General features: G+C 37.4%; 22 protein-coding genes. 16 read left to right on the top strand and 6 right to left on the bottom strand.

Going from position 1 to position 17,584, the window contains the following annotated elements; all coding sequences use genetic code 11:
• Window positions 1-25 precede the first annotated feature (25 nt).
• The 7 genes from V2145_RS11780 to V2145_RS11750 all read left to right on the top strand — a co-directional run bounded on the left by V2145_RS11780 (window position 26) and on the right by V2145_RS11750 (window position 4,603).
• Window positions 26-439, top strand: coding sequence for an Lrp/AsnC family transcriptional regulator (locus V2145_RS11780; RefSeq protein WP_330987759.1), 414 nt, complete (start codon window positions 26-28; stop codon window positions 437-439).
• A 68-nt stretch (window positions 440-507) separates the two neighbouring features.
• Window positions 508-975 carry a hypothetical protein gene (locus V2145_RS11775; RefSeq protein WP_025910331.1) on the top strand — a complete coding sequence of 156 codons (468 nt, stop codon included), beginning with the start codon at window positions 508-510 and terminating at the stop codon, window positions 973-975.
• A 145-nt stretch (window positions 976-1,120) separates the two neighbouring features.
• A complete protein-coding gene (locus V2145_RS11770; protein WP_061786297.1) occupies window positions 1,121-1,672 on the top strand; it encodes a sigma-70 family RNA polymerase sigma factor in 552 nt (183 codons plus the stop codon).
• A complete protein-coding gene (locus V2145_RS11765) occupies window positions 1,657-2,064 on the top strand; it encodes a PadR family transcriptional regulator (protein WP_061786296.1) in 408 nt (135 codons plus the stop codon). The genes V2145_RS11770 and V2145_RS11765 overlap by 16 nt, the downstream gene beginning before the upstream one ends.
• Before the next feature lie 4 nt (window positions 2,065-2,068).
• Window positions 2,069-3,334, top strand: coding sequence for an FtsW/RodA/SpoVE family cell cycle protein (locus tag V2145_RS11760; RefSeq protein ID WP_061786295.1), 1,266 nt, complete (start codon window positions 2,069-2,071; stop codon window positions 3,332-3,334).
• Window positions 3,335-3,474: 140 nt separating this feature from the next.
• A complete protein-coding gene (locus V2145_RS11755) occupies window positions 3,475-3,966 on the top strand; it encodes a GNAT family N-acetyltransferase (RefSeq protein WP_061786294.1) in 492 nt (163 codons plus the stop codon).
• A complete protein-coding gene (locus V2145_RS11750) occupies window positions 3,944-4,603 on the top strand; it encodes a DUF3885 domain-containing protein (protein ID WP_025911927.1) in 660 nt (219 codons plus the stop codon). The genes V2145_RS11755 and V2145_RS11750 overlap by 23 nt, the downstream gene beginning before the upstream one ends.
• A 37-nt stretch (window positions 4,604-4,640) precedes the next feature.
• Here the strand turns inward: V2145_RS11750 and V2145_RS11745 are convergent, their stop codons facing one another.
• The 3 genes from V2145_RS11745 to V2145_RS11735 are packed head-to-tail and all read right to left on the bottom strand — an operon-like array spanning window position 4,641 to window position 5,634.
• A complete protein-coding gene (locus V2145_RS11745) occupies window positions 4,641-5,054 on the bottom strand; it encodes an ArsI/CadI family heavy metal resistance metalloenzyme (RefSeq protein ID WP_330987758.1) in 414 nt (137 codons plus the stop codon).
• 49 nt (window positions 5,055-5,103) lie between these two features.
• Complete coding sequence (locus tag V2145_RS11740; protein WP_094909687.1) at window positions 5,104-5,406, bottom strand: ArsR/SmtB family transcription factor; 303 nt, start codon at window positions 5,404-5,406, stop codon at window positions 5,104-5,106.
• A 30-nt stretch (window positions 5,407-5,436) separates the two neighbouring features.
• A complete protein-coding gene (locus tag V2145_RS11735) occupies window positions 5,437-5,634 on the bottom strand; it encodes a hypothetical protein (protein ID WP_025907646.1) in 198 nt (65 codons plus the stop codon).
• A 256-nt stretch (window positions 5,635-5,890) separates the two neighbouring features.
• Between V2145_RS11735 and V2145_RS11730 the strand changes: the two genes are divergently transcribed.
• The 9 genes from V2145_RS11730 to V2145_RS11690 all read left to right on the top strand — a co-directional run bounded on the left by V2145_RS11730 (window position 5,891) and on the right by V2145_RS11690 (window position 13,742).
• Entirely contained in the window at window positions 5,891-6,241 is a 351-nt protein-coding gene (locus tag V2145_RS11730) for an ArsR/SmtB family transcription factor (protein ID WP_094909688.1), read from the top strand.
• A 15-nt stretch (window positions 6,242-6,256) separates the two neighbouring features.
• On the top strand, window positions 6,257-7,555 hold the full coding sequence (locus V2145_RS11725) for an arsenic transporter (protein WP_094909689.1): 1,299 nt from the start codon (window positions 6,257-6,259) through the stop codon (window positions 7,553-7,555).
• Window positions 7,556-7,579: 24 nt separating this feature from the next.
• On the top strand, window positions 7,580-7,999 hold the full coding sequence (arsC, locus tag V2145_RS11720; protein WP_025907651.1) for an arsenate reductase (thioredoxin): 420 nt from the start codon (window positions 7,580-7,582) through the stop codon (window positions 7,997-7,999).
• A gap of 94 nt (window positions 8,000-8,093) precedes the next feature.
• Window positions 8,094-8,468 (top strand): arsenite efflux transporter metallochaperone ArsD, encoded by a 375-nt coding sequence (gene arsD / locus V2145_RS11715; RefSeq protein ID WP_330987757.1) that lies wholly within the window; start codon window positions 8,094-8,096, stop codon window positions 8,466-8,468.
• Between the two features lie 12 nt (window positions 8,469-8,480).
• Window positions 8,481-10,253: an arsenical pump-driving ATPase gene (gene arsA / locus V2145_RS11710; protein ID WP_094909692.1), complete on the top strand. Its 1,773-nt coding sequence runs from the start codon at window positions 8,481-8,483 to the stop codon at window positions 10,251-10,253.
• A 44-nt stretch (window positions 10,254-10,297) separates the two neighbouring features.
• Window positions 10,298-10,726 (top strand): protein-tyrosine phosphatase family protein, encoded by a 429-nt coding sequence (locus tag V2145_RS11705; RefSeq protein WP_330987756.1) that lies wholly within the window; start codon window positions 10,298-10,300, stop codon window positions 10,724-10,726.
• A 23-nt stretch (window positions 10,727-10,749) separates the two neighbouring features.
• Window positions 10,750-11,034, top strand: a complete 285-nt coding sequence (locus V2145_RS11700) for an adhesin (RefSeq protein WP_076513916.1) — start codon at window positions 10,750-10,752, stop codon at window positions 11,032-11,034.
• Between the two features lie 143 nt (window positions 11,035-11,177).
• Entirely contained in the window at window positions 11,178-12,059 is an 882-nt protein-coding gene (locus V2145_RS11695; RefSeq protein WP_131886918.1) for an HAD family hydrolase, read from the top strand.
• Window positions 12,060-12,182: 123 nt separating this feature from the next.
• Window positions 12,183-13,742: an APC family permease gene (locus tag V2145_RS11690; protein ID WP_094909695.1), complete on the top strand. Its 1,560-nt coding sequence runs from the start codon at window positions 12,183-12,185 to the stop codon at window positions 13,740-13,742.
• A 43-nt stretch (window positions 13,743-13,785) separates the two neighbouring features.
• Here the strand turns inward: V2145_RS11690 and V2145_RS11685 are convergent, their stop codons facing one another.
• The 3 genes from V2145_RS11685 to V2145_RS11675 form a co-directional block, all read right to left on the bottom strand.
• The gene (locus V2145_RS11685; protein WP_165932499.1) at window positions 13,786-13,950 is read right to left on the bottom strand and encodes a hypothetical protein; all 165 of its coding nucleotides are present in this window, start codon (window positions 13,948-13,950) and stop codon (window positions 13,786-13,788) included.
• 18 nt (window positions 13,951-13,968) lie between these two features.
• Window positions 13,969-14,946, bottom strand: coding sequence for an SDR family oxidoreductase (locus tag V2145_RS11680; RefSeq protein ID WP_094909696.1), 978 nt, complete (start codon window positions 14,944-14,946; stop codon window positions 13,969-13,971).
• Between the two features lie 143 nt (window positions 14,947-15,089).
• Window positions 15,090-17,558 (bottom strand): heavy metal translocating P-type ATPase, encoded by a 2,469-nt coding sequence (locus V2145_RS11675; RefSeq protein WP_311858490.1) that lies wholly within the window; start codon window positions 17,556-17,558, stop codon window positions 15,090-15,092.
• Between the last annotated feature and the right edge of the window lie 26 nt (window positions 17,559-17,584).

The following is a 17,584-nucleotide window of genomic DNA, read 5'->3' as shown; positions in this document are numbered from 1 at the left end:
TTGATTAATGAAAGGATTTGAAATTATGTTAGACCAAACCGACTTGTCCATACTGAAAGAGCTATCCAAAAACAGTCGGATTACGATGAAAGAGCTGGGTGAAAAGGTACATTTAACTGGACAAGCAGCTGCATCGAGAGTCTTAAAGTTAGAGGACGCTGGTATTATTGAGCAGTATACGATTAAAGTAAATCAGCAAAAGCTTGGCTATCATGTTCATGCAATGATCACTATTTATACAACGAGTCCTTATCATGAGGCTTATTTATCGTTTATTAACACGCAGCGTGACTACGTCGTTCACAACTATAAAATTAGCGGAGACGGCTGTTATCTATTAGAATGTAATTTTCCTTCCAATCAAGAGCTGGACCAATTTTTAGAATCTTTAAACGGTCATGCTAACTATAAGCTGTCTATAATTATTAACAAAAGCTGACTAAAAAAAATTGCGCTGAATAGTTTAATACAGAATGTAAAACTCAAATAATGCAGCAGGGGGATACGATGAGAAAAGTTTCTTGGTTAAGCATAGGAGTGTTTTTAATCTTTATCGTCACTGCGTGTATAGCTGAAGATTATGATGTGGGTCCACCTACGGCGCATCTCTACGCAGAAAATGCTTCGTCTGTAAGGTTAACAGAAGCGAATATTAGCTGGGCTTCATCAAGCGGAGATGTAAGTAAAACGGTAGATGATATTTGGGAGTTCGCCTTATCACAAAAGGACATTAACGCTTCTAGAAATGAAAAAGTATTTCTAGATTTTGAAGAAAACAAAGAAAACGGTGGAGATATTTGGACGAACCCAACTATAGCAGCTAATCTTTGGAAGGAAGAGCAAAAGGTTGAACTTAAAATGAATGAAAATCGAGAATTTGAAATGCCTAAAAGTACAGGTAGATATGTGTTGGAAGTTACCTTTACAACCTCAAGTGGTACTGCTCAATACGTAGGAAGTATACTTGTTAAATAATATGTTGAATGCAAAAACCTCACTTCCAAGTGAGGTTTTTTATTAATGTAGACTGTTTTTCTGCAGATGCCAGTTTAATAAAATAATAGAAATTTAAAACCTTTTTTTTGTAGCGTCGTCTAATAATGTGAAAGGAGAGAAAGAAGTGAAAGAATGGACTGCAGAATGGATTAAAGTAAATGATTATGACTTTGTCATAGATGAAATTATGGATTGTTATGGAGATGATATATTAAAGCTGGCGTATTCTTATGTACATAGTAAAGAGATTGCGGAGGATTTAGCTCAAGATATTTTTATTAAGTGTTATAAAAATCTTCACACATACAATGGTAAATCAAAGTTTAAAACATGGCTTTGGCGCATTGCTATCAATCATTGTAAAGATTTTTTGAAAAGTTGGTATAACAACAAAGTCATTATGACTGAAAATCAATATCCCACTTCTTACATAAATAGATCAGGGATAGAAGAAAAGGTTATTCAGAAGCAGGAAGACCAACAATTAATTTCAGCAATCATGCTGCTTCCGGTTAAGTACCGAGAGGTTATTTACCTATATTATTTTGAAGAGAACTCAATTAAAGAAATTGCACTGGTGACTGAAACCGGTACTAATACCGTTAAAACAAGGCTTAGACGTGCGAAAGCACTTTTAAAAAATGCACTGGAGGAGAAAAAATGGATAAGCGTTTAAAACAATTAAAACAAAAAGTAAATAAACAAGCGTTTAATAGCTTAAAGTTTACCTCTTTTCATAAGAGGAAAGTGAAAGAAGCCATCTTACGCCATCAGCATAGTGAAGGTGAAATTCTCGTAGCAATTATGCAATTGCTAGTAAGTGAACAAAATGGGTATGAGCTTTGCAGTTTAATACGCAGCAGAGGAATTTTTCACTTTGAAAATAATGAAGGGGCTCTATACGTCTTATTACACGAATTAGAAAGTCGACGATTAATTGATACAAGATGGTCTACAGAAGAAATTAAGTATTATTACTTAAATCAACAAGGGAAGAAAGCGTTGAAAAAAGCAGAGAAGCGAATGCAATCCAAAAAGTTGAGCTTTCATGAAATTTTAGAGGGGTAACGCTATGATTAATCAGAGAAATACATTTTTACAAACGATAAAAGAACAAATTAAATCAAAAGAGGCTCAAGAATACGTAACAAAAGAACTTCAACATCATTTAAACGAGGCAAAAGATTATTGGAAACAAAAAGGCGTAGATTCAGATGAGGCAGAGCAAAAGGCCATCTTACATATGGGCAACCCTATTGTATTAGGTCAAAAGCTAAATCAGATTCATCGACCTAAAATTGACTGGATTACAATTAGTTTATTAATTACGAGCCTTCTATTAGGTTTTCTACCACTAGTTGCGATAGGCTACGCTCAAGTCAATTACTTTTTAGTGCATAAGTTATTGTTTATGGTCTTTGGCATAGCGCTTGCCATACTTTTGATGCTTATTGATTATAGAAAGTTGATGAATAAGGGGCTGGGATTTTATTTAGTGGGCTGTTTTTTACTTTTATATATTATTTATAGATCTGACTCAGGGGTATTTTCTCTTACTGTAAAAGTAGGACCGCTCACAATTGAAAGCCTAATGGCTCTGCCGTTTTTCTATTTAACTTGGGCGTCTTTTTTTCAAAGTCGGCAATTTAAAATTTGGCAATTTATGATTTTATTCACTATAAGCGCTATTTTGTTTAGCATGACGGCGAGCGCAACCGCATTCTTTATTTATGGTGTGATGACCTTTTCTATGATTTGGTGGAGCAAGTTTAATAAAATAAAAATCATGTTAGTATTAGGTAGCTTTTTTATGATGATTTTTATTTATATAGGAGTTTCTCTACAGCAAATGAAGGCTTATCAAATCGAAAGCCTATTAGCATTTCTTAATCCTTATGAATTCGTTACCGGAAATTCTCTAAGGTTTCAAATCCCACAGGTTCATGAAATGATAAAAAGCTCTGGTTGGTTTGGAACAAAAGAAACAACTGCGTTTATTCCAGAAGCTCACACGAATTTTGTTTTTCTTAGTTTTATTTATCATTACGGCTGGCTATTAGCTCTTATTCTGTTAGGAATTCTTAGTCTCTTGGTGATTCGGATTGTACAAGTAACGGGTAAAATAAACAATTCGTATAGTAAACTGCTATTAGTTGGAGCTGTAAGTGTATATGCAACGCAACTGATTGCAAACGTTGGAATGCTGGTTGGCTTTTTCCCATTAACAAGCATGCCAATGCCTTTTATTAGCTATGGTTTGATGCCCATTGCTCTTAATTCCTTTTTTATTGGAATGGTGTTGAGCGTATATAGACGAAAAGATATAGCAATGAACTAAAGACAAAGAGCTTCTCTTTTCGTTTTTCTACTTTACATAATAAGACTATACGCAACTATAACGGTTATCCAATATATGGACATAGTGAGAGCTCTAAATTAAAATTAACACCAGCAAATCTAGTTACAAGGGGAATAGATATGGCACATACATATAAAATTGAAAAAGCAGTGCTAAGTGATGTAAAGGGGATCATTTCACTGAGAGTTGAACTGTTAAAAGAAGTGAACGAGATTAAAACACAGGAAGAAGAAAAGACAGTGATGGAAGCAACGGAAAGATACCTAAAAGAAGCGATGGAAAAAGGGGAGTTTGTCTCGTTTGTTGCCAAAGATGGAGAAGAGATTGTTAGCGTAAGTGGCTTATCTTTTTTTACGAGACCACCTTATTTAGAAAACTTAAAAGGCAAGGAAGCTTATCTCTTAAACATGTATACGCTCCCTTCTCATCGGAAGCAAGGATTGGCGCGAAGAATCCTTCAAGAATGCATGAAAGAGTGTCAAAAACGCGAAGTGAAAAGAGTGTGGCTACATGCTTCACAAGCGGGAGAGGCGCTGTATAAAAGCATAGGATTTCAGTTTAAAGGTAGTGAAATGGAGTTGTTTTTGCATGAAAATGAAGGAATATCTTAATAAAGCGTTTCCTGAAGTTGAGCTAATCCCAAGCCTTTATTATCAATGGGATCTGAGTATCCATTTTACGCTGGGGCAAAATAGTTATCAATTGACGGATAAGGGTGAAACAAACATAGGTTACTTTGCGAAGGTTTACAATCAAGTACACACAATATTTAATGAGGTTTTCGAAGGGGATGATGAGCTATTTCTTGTGACAAATTTATATAAATATATAGGAGAGAAACAACCTACACGGAAGCTAAACGTCTACAACCGCTATGTTAAAAATAAAAGGTTGTTAACGCATCTTCAAGTTGAGACATACCCGTATCCGTTTGAAATTGAAGAAGGTAAGTATGAAATGCAGCAGTTTTCTTTACGTTGTAAGGTGAGAGACATTAAAGTTAATTCGCTTATAAAAGCTGCTATTCATGAGGACTTTCCCCTAAAGCCAAAGCTTGGTGGCTATCCACCAGGTTATCCAGATGTATTCTTCGTTAATGTGACGAAAAACGTAATGTTATTTATTTACGATGACCGAGGCTGTGAAGTGCTTGGTCTTGATAAACAACAGATGAACAATATCTATAAAAAATATAGGAAATGGGTTGATGAACTCGATCGTGGGAAAATAGAACGTAGCTTACAATAAACAGTAAGGAGCTACAAGCTCCTTACTGTTTCGTTGTTTAAGAACAGCATTCACATTCCGTAGTATCTGCAGCAGGCAAAGTGGCTTGATTATCTTTTGTATAGAAAAACTCCCATTCGTTGCCATCAGGGTCTGTTACCCAAAACTTATCCTGTAGGGCATAGCAGCAGTTTGTATCCATTTCCTCACGAGCAAAAAAACCTTCTTTTTCTAAGCGGACTTTATGTTCATGGATTTCGCTAGCAGCTTCTACTTGAAATCCAAAGTGATTTATTTGGTTTCCATTTACTTCATCCCGTACGTTTAGCGTGAAATTTAGCCCAGGTTGATTTAATAAAAACTTCGCATAATCTACTTTTACTTTCACAGGCTTAACTCCAAAAAGCTTTTCATAAAAAACGACTGATTTGTCTAGATTTGTGACGTTTACCCCTACGTGAACATATTTCATAAAATATTCCCCCTAAGAATTTTTTTGAGTTTTTAGCAGAACTAATAGGTTAAGATGAGCAAGAGCTTTCTTTACGGAGTAAACAGCAGAGCTCATCCGATAAAAGGTGATTTACTTCTTCATCGTTTAATGCGTAATAGCTCCATGTGCCTTTTGTTTCTTTCGTAATTAGATTAGCGTCTAGAAGAATCTTTAAATGATAAGACAGCTTAGACTGAGGTATACCAAAAAAATCCGTTAAATCACATACGCAGGTTTGACCGCGCTGACACAGCTCATGCATAATTTCTAATCGTCGTTCATCAGCAAGTGCCTTAAATTTTTGTTCATATTGTTTGAATGAATGTGTCATAGTAATGCTCCTTAATCAATTTTTTTTGATTTATTGTGTAAATGCAAGGTAGGCTTTTTCAAAGTTAGAATAAGTTGTTTTGCCTCTAAGAAGTGGATCATAGTTGAAGAATCGTTTAAATATAAGCTCTTTAGCTTCATGTGCTTTCATCGTTTGAGTGTTCATAACTAGTTGAAAATAAGAAATAAAGTACTCTACTGAAAGGTTTCCAGAATTGTTTACTCTCACTTGTTCATCACCTTCACTTTCTTCATCAAATTTTCTTGATGAATTAAGCATAAATGGAAATTTCAGATAAATCAAGTTGTTTAATCAAATTTTTTTGATTTATTAAGATTAGCTTATGCCTCAAGACGTTCATACTTTTTTCTTTACCGCTTATACTAAAAAAGTCTTGAAAATTATTTCAAACAATATTATAGTTTATATAAACATATAAGCAAATTATTATATATTAATTCATTTTTGTATGGGAGGTGTCACGATGGAAACTAAAACGGTCGTTGAAATGGAAAAAGCGGCTCAAATTCTAAAGCTGCTCGGTGATAAAACGAGATTATCTATGATGAAGCTGATGGAACATAGTGAGTGCTGTGTATGTGAATTCGTTGATATTTATGGTGCAAGTCAGCCTGCAATCAGTCAGCATCTCCGCAAGCTAAGAGATGTAGGGCTAGTAAGAGAAAGACGAAAAGGACAATGGATCTTTTATTCGCTTAATAAAGAAAGCGAGAATTATCATTTTATAATTAGTATACTTGCGTCGATACCAAGCCAAGATCAACGCTTAAAAGAGTTAGAAGAAAAAGGGCTTCGTATTAATTGTTGTGAGTAATTGGAGGGTTAAAATTTGACATCAGTTGTTTTAGCATCACTGATCTTTTTGGTGACTTTAGTGTTTGTTATCTGGCAGCCAAAGAATTTATCGATTGGCTGGTCGGCGATGGGGGGAGCAGTTATTGCCCTTCTAGTTGGCGTTGTTAACTTTGGTGACGTTTGGGACGTAACGCAAATTGTTTGGAACGCTACGTTAACGTTTATTGCTATTATTATTATCTCATTAATTTTAGATGAAATTGGCTTTTTTGAATGGGCAGCCCTTCACATGGCGCGTGCTGCTGGTGGAAATGGTATTCGTATGTTTGTGTACGTTTCCTTACTTGGCGCGTTAGTTGCTGCATTTTTTGCAAATGACGGTGCGGCGCTTATTTTAACGCCGATTGTACTTGCAATGGTTCGAGCATTAAAACTCGATGAAAAGATGGTATTTCCGTTTATTATTGCAAGTGGATTTATAGCTGATACAACATCGTTACCGCTTGTGGTAAGTAACTTAGTAAACATCGTGTCTGCTGACTTTTTCGGTATTACGTTCTCGGAATATGCGTCTCGCATGATTATTCCAAATTTCTTTGCACTGTTTGCGAGTATTTTAGTACTGTATTTATATTTCCGAAAAAGCATTCCAAAACGCTATGATGTAACGCATTTGCAGGAGCCAGTAGCAGCGATTAAAGACCAAAAAATGTTCCGTTTATCTTGGTTTGTCTTAGGGCTACTTCTAGTCGGTTACTTTGTAGGAGAGTTTATAGGCGTGCCTGTTTCTATTATTGCAGGTATCATTGCCGTATTCTTCTTGCTTATGGCAAGAACAAGTCCTGCAGTTCAAACAAAAACTGTATTAAAAGGTGCACCTTGGGCAATTGTCTTCTTTTCAATTGGTATGTACGTAGTTGTGTACGGTCTTCGTAATGCGGGGCTTACTGAAGTGTTAGCAAACGTCATTCAAGCAGTTGCCGACCAAGGGTTGTTCGCGGCAACAATCGGTATGGGCTTTATTGCAGCGATTCTATCATCCATTATGAATAATATGCCGACTGTCATGATTGACGCATTAGCTATTGATGCCACTGCGACATCTGGAACCATTCGAGAAGCACTTATTTATGCTAATGTTATTGGATCTGATTTAGGTCCAAAGATTACCCCAATTGGTTCTTTAGCTACTTTATTATGGCTTCACGTTCTTTCAACAAAAGGTGTGAAAATTTCTTGGGGCACGTATTTTAAAACAGGTATTATCTTAACCATCCCAACATTGTTCATTACGCTTGTTGGTTTATATATTTGGTTACTCATACTTTCATAACAGACAAAAAAGGAGATGCTACACATGACAAAAAAAACAATTTACTTCCTATGCACAGGTAACTCTTGCCGTAGCCAAATGGCAGAAGGTTGGGCAAAAAAGTATTTAAGTGATGAATGGAATGTATACAGTGCAGGTCTTGAAGCACATGGGTTAAATCCAAATGCTGTAAAAGCAATGAAAGAAGCAGGTATTGATATTACAAATCAAACATCTGATGTAATTGACCCTGAGATTTTAAATTCTGCAGATTTAGTAGTGACGTTATGTGGTCACGCAGCTGATCACTGTCCAGTGACGCCACCACACGTAAAGCGCGTGCACTGGGGCTTTGATGATCCAGCAAAAGCAGAAGGAACAGAAGACGAAAAATGGGCGTTTTTCCAACGAGTACGTGATGAAATTGGAGCTCGCATTCAACGTTTTGCTGAAACTGGTGAGTGAAAAATAGATAAGTCGAGAGCTAGCCTCTCGACTTTTACTATATATCTAATATAAGTATATTATTATACACTTTTATTAGAGAGGGAGGTTGAGCATGAAGAAAATAGAGATTTTTGACCCTGCAATGTGCTGTTCAACAGGAGTTTGTGGACCCAGTGTGGATCCGGAATTAACTCGAATTGCTACTGTTATATCTCATCTTAAAAAAGGCGTAGTAGAGGTTGAACGCTACAATCTAACAAGCGATCCAGGACATTTTGTAGAAAATCAACAAATTAACGCTCTGCTTATGAGTAAGGGAACAGACTGCTTACCGATTACTCTTATAGATGGAGAAGTCAAAAAGATCAGTAACTATCCTACAAATGAAGAAATATCAAAATGGCTGGAAGTAAATCTAGAAGATTTAAAAGTGAAAAGTAAAACCGCAAGCATGCCGATTACTTTAAACATCACAAATAACAAGTAGGAGGTAAAGTTTATGTTTCAACCTTTACAGCCTAGTAAAGTTAATAAAACACCGTTTTTATTTTTTACAGGAAAAGGTGGTGTGGGGAAGACTTCCACCGCATGCGCAATGGCTGTAGCATTAGCGGATGAAGGGAACCAAGTCCTGTTAATCAGTACAGATCCTGCTTCTAACTTACAAGATGTGTTTGAAGTGGAGCTGAACAACAAGCCTGCGAAAATTCCAGCCATATCTAATTTATACGCTTGCAATTTAGATCCTGAAGAGGCAGCGCGAAGCTATAGAGAAAAAGTTATTGATCCCTATCGTGGAAAGCTTCCTGATTCAGTAATCGCGACTATGGAAGAGCAATTATCTGGAGCTTGTACAGTTGAGATTGCGGCATTTGATGAATTTACAAACGTACTGGGAGATAAAGAGCTAACGCAGCAGTTTGATTTTATCTTGTTCGATACGGCGCCAACAGGCCATACGTTACGCTTATTACAATTACCAACGGCATGGACGGGATTTCTTGAAGAAAGCACACATGGAGCTTCTTGTCTTGGCCCGTTAGCTGGTTTAGGTAAAAAGAAGGAACAGTATGCGAAAGCTGTAGAAGTACTTTCAAATCCAGAGCAAACAACGCTACTGTTGGTAGCAAGACCAGATGCCGCTTCGTTAAAAGAAGCAAATCGAGCTTCACAAGAGTTAAAGGAAATCGGTATAAAAAACCAACTCTTAATTATTAATGGTTTAATGAAAAGTTACATGAGTGGAGATTCAGTATCTACAGCTTTTTATAAAAAGCAGCGAAATGCATTAAAGAATCTACCTGTTGAATTAAAACAGCTGCCAACGTATTCACTTCCTTATGTATCCTATTCTTTAACGGGTGTCAAAAGCCTACGCTATTTATTCAAATCATATGTAATGCCAGCGGTTGAAGTCAAAGGTGTTAACCTAGTGAATGAGCACCTTTCATCATTTAAAGATGTGGTGGATGATTTCTCAACCACCGGTATTAAAGTTATTTTTACAATGGGAAAAGGCGGAGTTGGTAAGACTACTGTAGCATCAGCTATCGCTGTTGGTTTAGTAGAAAAAGGTCATAGAGTTCATTTGACAACAACAGATCCAGCAAATCATATTGATTCTCTATTAAGTTCGACTGAAAACAACGATAGGTTAACAATTAGTAGTATTAATCCTGAAATAGTAGTTGAAGAATATAAGAATCAGGTAATTAAAAAAGCCTGTCAAGAGCTTGATGAAGATGGAATTCAATACTTAAAAGAAGATTTAAATTCTCCATGTACAGAAGAAATTGCGATTTTTCAAGCCTTTGCAGATGTAGTAGCAAAAGCAAAAGATGAAATTGTAGTAATTGACACAGCGCCAACTGGTCATACATTATTGCTACTGGATGCTACACAATCCTATCATAAAGAGCTTGAACGCTCGACTGGAGAATTATCACAAAACGCCTTAGATTTACTTCCACGGTTGCGAAATCAGCAAGAAACGAGCGTTGTTATTGTATCGCTAGCAGAAGCGACGCCCGTTCTTGAATCGAGTCGTCTTCAAGAAGATTTAAAGCGAGCGGGAATTATGCCGAAATGGTGGGTTGTAAATCAAAGCTTATATGCAACAAACACAGCTGATAGTCTATTAAAAGGACGAGCTTCTACTGAGAAGCTCTGGCTAAAAAAAATCAGTGAAGAACTAACTTCACATGTTTCAGTTATACCATGGCAAGAGGAAGAAAAAATTGGGTATGAAAAAGTGAAAGAATACGCTAAATAAATAGAATGTTTTTCAATACTACTAATCAGTTAGAGGTGAAAGTAATGAGTGCTAAAAAGTATCAGGAATTAATTGAAAATCGTATTTTTATTGGTGGAGCAGCAGATGCAAAAGAAATGATGGAAGATGAGAAAGCAGATGTTATTTTTGATTTGCGAGCTGAAGCCTTGGAGCATGATGTACCAGAGATTCGTGTACATGTACCTATTGTAGATGACGCTAAACAACAAGACGAGTACGTTCAAAGAGCAATTAACGAAGTTGTCAAAGCGTACAAAGAAGGCAAGAAAGTATATTTTCATTGTGCTGGAGGAAGTAATCGTACGGGTACTGTTGCGATTGGAACATTGCTTGCACTAGGTGAAGCTAAAAGCCTGGAAGAAGCAGAAGAGAAGGCAAAAGCAGTTAGAACAAAAATTAATGTAAAGTCTGAAATGAAAGAGTCTCTTCAACGATTGTTTCCTGAGGCTTAAATGAAAAGAAGGGGGAGAGCTACATGAATATCTCAAACGAAGCGAAAAAAATGTTACTAGAGGTCTTTGCAAGTCAAGGAGGAAGTGGCATTCGTTTTTATTCTGAAGGACAGGGTTGCTGCGGGCCGCAAATAGGACTTTCATTAGAGGCTCCTGGCACAAATGATCAAGTTCAAGAAATCAATGGAATCTCCGTTGCAATAGAACAAGAAGTGTTATTTGCAACACAAGATTTAACACTTGATGTACAAGAAAATCCGCAAGGGAAAGGTTTTGTGTTAGTAGGAGTCAACAATAGCTGTTCTTAAGTTAAGCGGAACAAAAAGACTGCAGATTAGTGCAGTCTTTTTCGTTTCGTAGCTCTTGTGTAAAGCTACATCCTTTGAGTTTAAGAGGGAAAAACGATATACTTGACGAAGTGAAGATTTTTAAGTCAGGGGGAATCATTGTTATGAGTTTTATGCCTAAAGCTATTTTCTTAGATATGGACGGTACGATTTTAAACCGCTCAAATCGAGTAACAATTGAGACAAAAGAAATTATTGATGACCTACGTGCACAAGGAATCTTCGTCTTTATTGCAACAGGAAGAGCTTTTGATGAAATAGCAGAGCTAGTGCCTGAAGGCTTTGAAGTAGATGGATTCATTACATCCAATGGTATGGCAGGACATGTGGGAGGCGAAATGGTCTTTAAGCATTCACTGTCACGCGAATTGGTTGAAAAAGTCATTGGAAAAGCAAGGGAAAACCAAGTTTATTACGAATTATTCCCATATGGAGCACCGCGAATGACGCTTCAACAAGACAGAGAATATGTTGAACATGAAGTTCGTGAGCCAAAACCAGAAAGCGTTGAAATTAATGAATGGCTTTCAAGAAAAAAAGCTATCGGAGAAGAAATTCAGTGGCAAGAGAAAATAGAAGGCAGTGAATTCTCCAAGTTTTATTTCTTTGCTAGAACCTATGAACATATTAATAAATGGAAAGCGGAGCTTGAAAAGTTAAAGCAAGAAATGGATTTTACAATGTCCATTTCATCTCCTCATAACGTAGAAGTGATGGTTGCGAATGTGAATAAGGCAACTGGAATTCAACAGATGCTAAAGCACTATAACTTACCTCATGAAGATATCTTAGGTATCGGTGACAGTAATAACGACCTGCCAATGTTTAAGTACGTTGGATATGCAGTAGCCATGAAAAATGCCGGTGACCATATTAAAGATATTGTAGATGACGTAACAGAGTATAGCTGTGATGAAAACGGCGTTTATCATTATCTTTCTAAATTTAAAGTGAAAAAAAACAATCCCATTATGCCTAACGCATAATCTAAAAAGCTAACGAGCTACTTTGCTCGTTAGCTTTTTTATGTATGAAAAAGTTATAAAAACAAAACCTAATGTTAATAGTTAGCGCGGTTGCGTTAAAAACAACGTCTAAGGAGAACATCTATGAGCAATTCATCGTTTAAAAAAACCATTTCGTTATTAGACTTAATCCTTATTGGTCTTGGGGCTATTTTCGGTTCTGCGTGGCTATTTGGAGTCAGTAATGTCGCTTCAATGGCAGGTCCAATTGGAAGCTTTTCATGGCTAATTGGTGGGGTTATTATTTTATTGATTGGTCTTGTATATGCTGAACTAGGGGCAGCTCTCCCAAGAACAGGGGGAATTTTGCGATACCCCGTGTATTCACATGGACCACTCGTTGGGTATTTAATTTCTTTCATTACAATTGTTGCTTATACAAGTTTAATTTCGATTGAAGTAACGGCTGTGAGACAATACGTATCGTTTTGGTTTCCAGGCTTAACCAAAGCAGGATCTGAATCCGCAACGGTATCTGGTTGGCTTTTACAATTCGCCTTGTTAACGTTGTTTTTCTTACTAAACTACTGGAGTGTAAAAACATTTGCTAAGTCGAATATCATTATCTCAATTTTTAAATACTTTGTACCGCTGACGGTTATTGTTGTGCTGGCATTTTATTTTACGCCAGCGAACTTTACGGTACAAGGATTTGCACCTTTCGGGGTGCAGGGAATTCAAACAGCCATTTCAACAGGTGGAGTTATGTTTGCATATCTAGGCCTTCATCCCATTGTGTCGGTAGCGGGAGAGGTTAAAAATCCTCAGCGAAATATTCCGATTGCTTTAATTGTTTGTATTTTGCTATCAGCTATTATCTATACGACGCTGCAAGTTCTGTTTCTAGGAAGTATTCCAACCGATATGCTTTCAAATGGGTGGGAGAAAATTCAAAGTGAGTTTTCACTACCGTTTAAAGATATTGCTGTCATTCTAGGCTTGGGCTGGCTGGCTACTCTTGTTGTATTAGATGCCATCGTTTCACCAGGAGGGAATGGAAATATTTTTATGAACACAACAGCTCGATTAGTATATGCATGGTCGAGAACAGGTACGTTATTTAAAGTATTCAAAAAAGTAGATAAAGGTACGGGGATTCCAAGGCCATCACTGTGGTTATCGTATTTGCTATCTATTTTTTGGACACTGCCATTTCCATCGTGGAACGCTTTGGTTAACGTGTGTTCGGTAGCGCTCATTCTTTCATACGCCATTGCACCAGTTTCTATCGCTGCGTTTGAACGTAATGCAAAAGATTTACAAAAACCATTTAAACTAAAAGGTATGGGCATTATTGCACCAATTTCATTCATTTTTGCCTCATACATTGTTTATTGGTCAGGATGGACAACCATTTCGTGGCTATTAAGTTCACAGCTTGTTATGTTTATTCTCTATCTTGTTTTTAACAAATATGTTCCGACAGAACAAGTGTCTCTAGCTCAGCAGCTAAAGTCAACGTGGTGGCTAGTCGCTTACTATGTAGTTATGATTATTATTTCTTATTTAGGTTCATTTGGCGGAGGGCTTGGAGTGTTAGGGAACCCTTTAGATCTATTTTTAATTGCTGTTATTTCCTTAATGATTTACTACTGGGCAAAACATTCTGGCTTGCCAAAAGCCATTATTGATGAAGATGATTAACAAACAATAAGCCCCCTGATACGTTACGTATCAGGGGGCTTGTTTAAATAACTGGTTTATTCATTTTATAATTTGGATAGCAGTAATAAGGCGGTCTAGGACCAATTTTTGGCATGGACCACGAATTATGAATGTACACCATTTTTACTTTATCATCTGATTGAGTTACTAACAGCAGCTGTACCTCTTTATTAAATTCATATTTCATTCCGTTCAGCTCCTCATACTAAGAATTTGTTGACTCTCCGCCGTCTACGTGTAAAACTTGCCCAGTAACGAACCTAGAATCATCAGATGCTAAATATACATATGTTGGGGCAAGTTCAAACGGTTGGGCTGCACGCTCGAGTGGATTAAAGGAGCCAAATACGGCCACTTGATCTGAAGAAAAGCTAGCTGGAATAAGAGGTGTCCACGTTCTACCAGGAGCTACGGCGTTCACACGAATTCCTTTTTTTGCTACGCTTTTAGCTAAAGCACGCGTAAATCCAACGTTTGCAGCTTTCGTTGCAGTGTAGTCAATAAGCTGTTTTTCACCCACATAAGCAACAACCGAAGCTGTATTAATAATTGAGCTTCCTTCTTTTAGATGTGGAAGAGCTGCTCGCGTCGTATAGAAATGAGAATAGATGTTGACTTTAAACGTTTCATCAAACTGTTCATCCGTAATATCTACAAGGTCTAGCTGCTGAAATTGAATGCCCACATGATTGCAAAGGATATCAAGCTTACCAAACGTTTCAATTGTTTGGTCAACAATGGCAACGCACTGCTTTTTTTCTCTCAAATCACCAGGCAACAGCAAACAGCGCTGACCGAGTTCTTCAACCCGAGATTTTGTTCGATTTGCATCTTCGTGTTCGTTTAGATAGGCAATGGCGACATCAGCGCCTTCCTTTGCAAATGCAATGGCAGCGGCTGCACCAATTCCGCTATCGCCTCCCGTAATTAGCGCGACTTTTCCTTTAAGCTTTCCGCTTCCTTGATAGTTTGGATTTTCAATGATTGGAAGCGGAACCATTAATTTTTCTACCCCTGGTTGACTAAGCTGACGCTGTTCGGGAACATTGATGGGAATTTCTTTAAACTGAGTAATATTCCCATAGTTTGGATAAAGGGGATAAGGATTCTTTTGCATTTCGCTCTTGAATTTTTCTTGTAATTCTTTAATTTGGCGCAACTGTTCTTGATCTCTCTCGTTCATATGAACCTCCTATAGAACAAATTTACTTCTATAGCATCTCTATGTTCACTGTGATAAACAAATGAAGAGAATATTTCTTTTGAAGGGGAGTATTCATAAAAAAAGTAGGAACATAACGCGTGTTAAGTTCCTACGTAATAAGGTTATTCTTTCATTTTTAATAACCGTAAACTATTTAAGATAACGAGTAAAGCTGCGCCTGTATCACTTAATACTGCAATCCAAAGCGTCAACCAACCGGGAAAGATAAAGATTAACGCAATAGCTTTAATGATAATAGAAAACCAAATATTTTGCTTGATAACCTGTAAAGTTTTGCGACTAAGCTTTATGGTGTGCGGAAGCTTCTCTAGATTATCAGCCATGAGAACGATATCCGCTGTTTCCATTGCTGTATCTGTCCCAGCTCCGCCCATTGCAATGCCAAGGTCAGCGGTAGCAAGAGCAGGAGCATCATTAATTCCATCACCCACCATTGCGGTTTTATAACCTTCAGTCTGTAGTTTTTGAATGGCTTTTACTTTGTCTTCTGGCAAGAGGTTAGCAAAATATCGCTCTACGCCAGCTTCTTTAGCAATAGTTTTGGCAGTTCCTTCGTGATCACCCGTTAGCATGACAGTTTGTTTAATACTTGTATCTTTTAAGTTTCGTAAAGCAGATACAGTTGTGCTACGAATGGTATCTGCTACGCTAATCACACCTAAAAGCTCTTTTTCTGTTCCTACAATAATAATCGTTTTCCCGCTTTCTTCAAAACGCTCAACGTGAGTCTGCAAATCTTCAAAAGTAGTTCCTAGTTCAATGAACAGCTTTTTATTTCCAGCGTAATAATTAGTTCCGTTGATGGTTGCCTGAACACCTTTTCCGGTAATGCTTCTAAAGTTAGCTCCGTCTAACGTATCAACGTTTCTTTCATCCGCGTATGCCACAATGGCTTTTGCAATTGGATGATTAGAATAAGCTTCGAGGGTTTTTATAACGGCAAGTAAATCTTGTTCAGATTTCAATGCAATTACATCTGAAACAGCTGGTTTTCCTTCTGTTAGTGTTCCGGTTTTATCAAACGCAATGGCGCTTATAGAGCCGGCTTTTTCTAAAAAGGTTCCGCCTTTAATTAACACACCATTTTTTGCGGCATTGCCAATGGCTGATACAATCGCGACCGGTGTGGAAATAACTAAAGCACAAGGACACGCTACGACTAAAAGTTCAAGTCCTTTATAAAACCATTCTCCCCAAAGCCCATCAACTAAAGGTGGGAGTACCATAACAAATAAAGCTAAAATAAAGACAATAGGTGTATAAATAGCAGCGAACTTATCAATAAACGCCTGAGTAGGTGCCTTCTTTTCCTGGGCTTCTTCAACTAGATGAATAATTTTTGAAATCGTTGTATCTTTCACAAGCTTTGTTACTTTAATTTCAAGAGAGCCGTTTTCATTAATTGTGCCAGCATATACAGTATCACCAACCGTTTTATCAACGGGAATGGATTCTCCTGTAATAGGGGCTTGATTAATGCTCGAATTACCTTGGATAATTTCTCCATCTAAAGGAATACGGTCTCCTGGCTTTACGACTAGAACATCACCAATCGCGACGGCTTCAACCGCTTTCTTGATTAAAGTATGTTCATTTTTTATCCAAGCATCAGGAGGGGCTAAATTCATCAAGTTACGAATAGAGTTTCTTGTTTGTTCAATGGATCTTGTTTGAAGCATGACACCTAAAGCAAAGAGCCAAACAACAGTAGCACCTTCTAACCATTCACCAATAATAGCTGCTCCGAGTGCAGCAACGGTCATTAAAACATTCATATCGAGTGAACGGCTTTTTATCCCGTAGTACGCACTTTTTGCGGGCTTGTAGCCGCTAATAATCATCGCGATGGCATATAAAACGTTACTTATTAATAATGGAATTCCAAAGAAAGAGCCGGTGAATCCCAATGCAATAAGTACACCAGAAGTAATTACCGGAAGCGTATTTGTTTTTTGAGAAGAAGAAACTGTTCTGCTACTCGTAATCAAGGTAGCTGTATAGCCGGCTTTTGATATTTCACGAATAATCTCTTCTGTAGGGTTGTCGTGGTCAACCTGCGCTTTTCCAGTTGAAAAGTTGACGCGAACATCTTGAACACCAGATACATTTTTTAAGTGATTCACAATGGTATTTGCGCAAGCTGCACAGTCTATTCCTTCAATTAGGTATGTCTTTGAGTTTTGGTGATGAAGAGGCTCAATGTCAAAACCAAGCTTTTCTACCTGACGTATAATTGGAGAGAATGCAGATGAATGAGCAGCGGAAACCTGTAATTTTCCCGTGCTGTAATTTAGGTTTACATCTTGAATGTCCTGTAAATTTCGTAAGCTCTTTTCGATGGTAGCAGCACACGATGGACAGTCCATTCCATAGATGCGATATGTTTCAATTTGTCCAGAGCTTGCTAGATTAATAGATTTAGAGAGTTCACTAGTACAACAAGACGAATGTGTATGATGCTTTTGTAAACTGGCACTGCTTGAACCGCAGCAGGATGCTGCTTGTGTTTCATGTTGTTCTTGGCAACAGCTTTTTTCTCCTTCATGGTTTTCTCGATTTGAATGTGCCATTTCTTTCAACTCCTCATAGTATACAA

The sequence above is a fragment of the Priestia sp. GS2 genome (assembly GCF_036409025.1).
Lineage (GTDB): Bacteria > Bacillota > Bacilli > Bacillales > Bacillaceae_H > Priestia > Priestia aryabhattai_A.
This window is presented reverse-complemented; position numbering and strand designations above follow the sequence as displayed.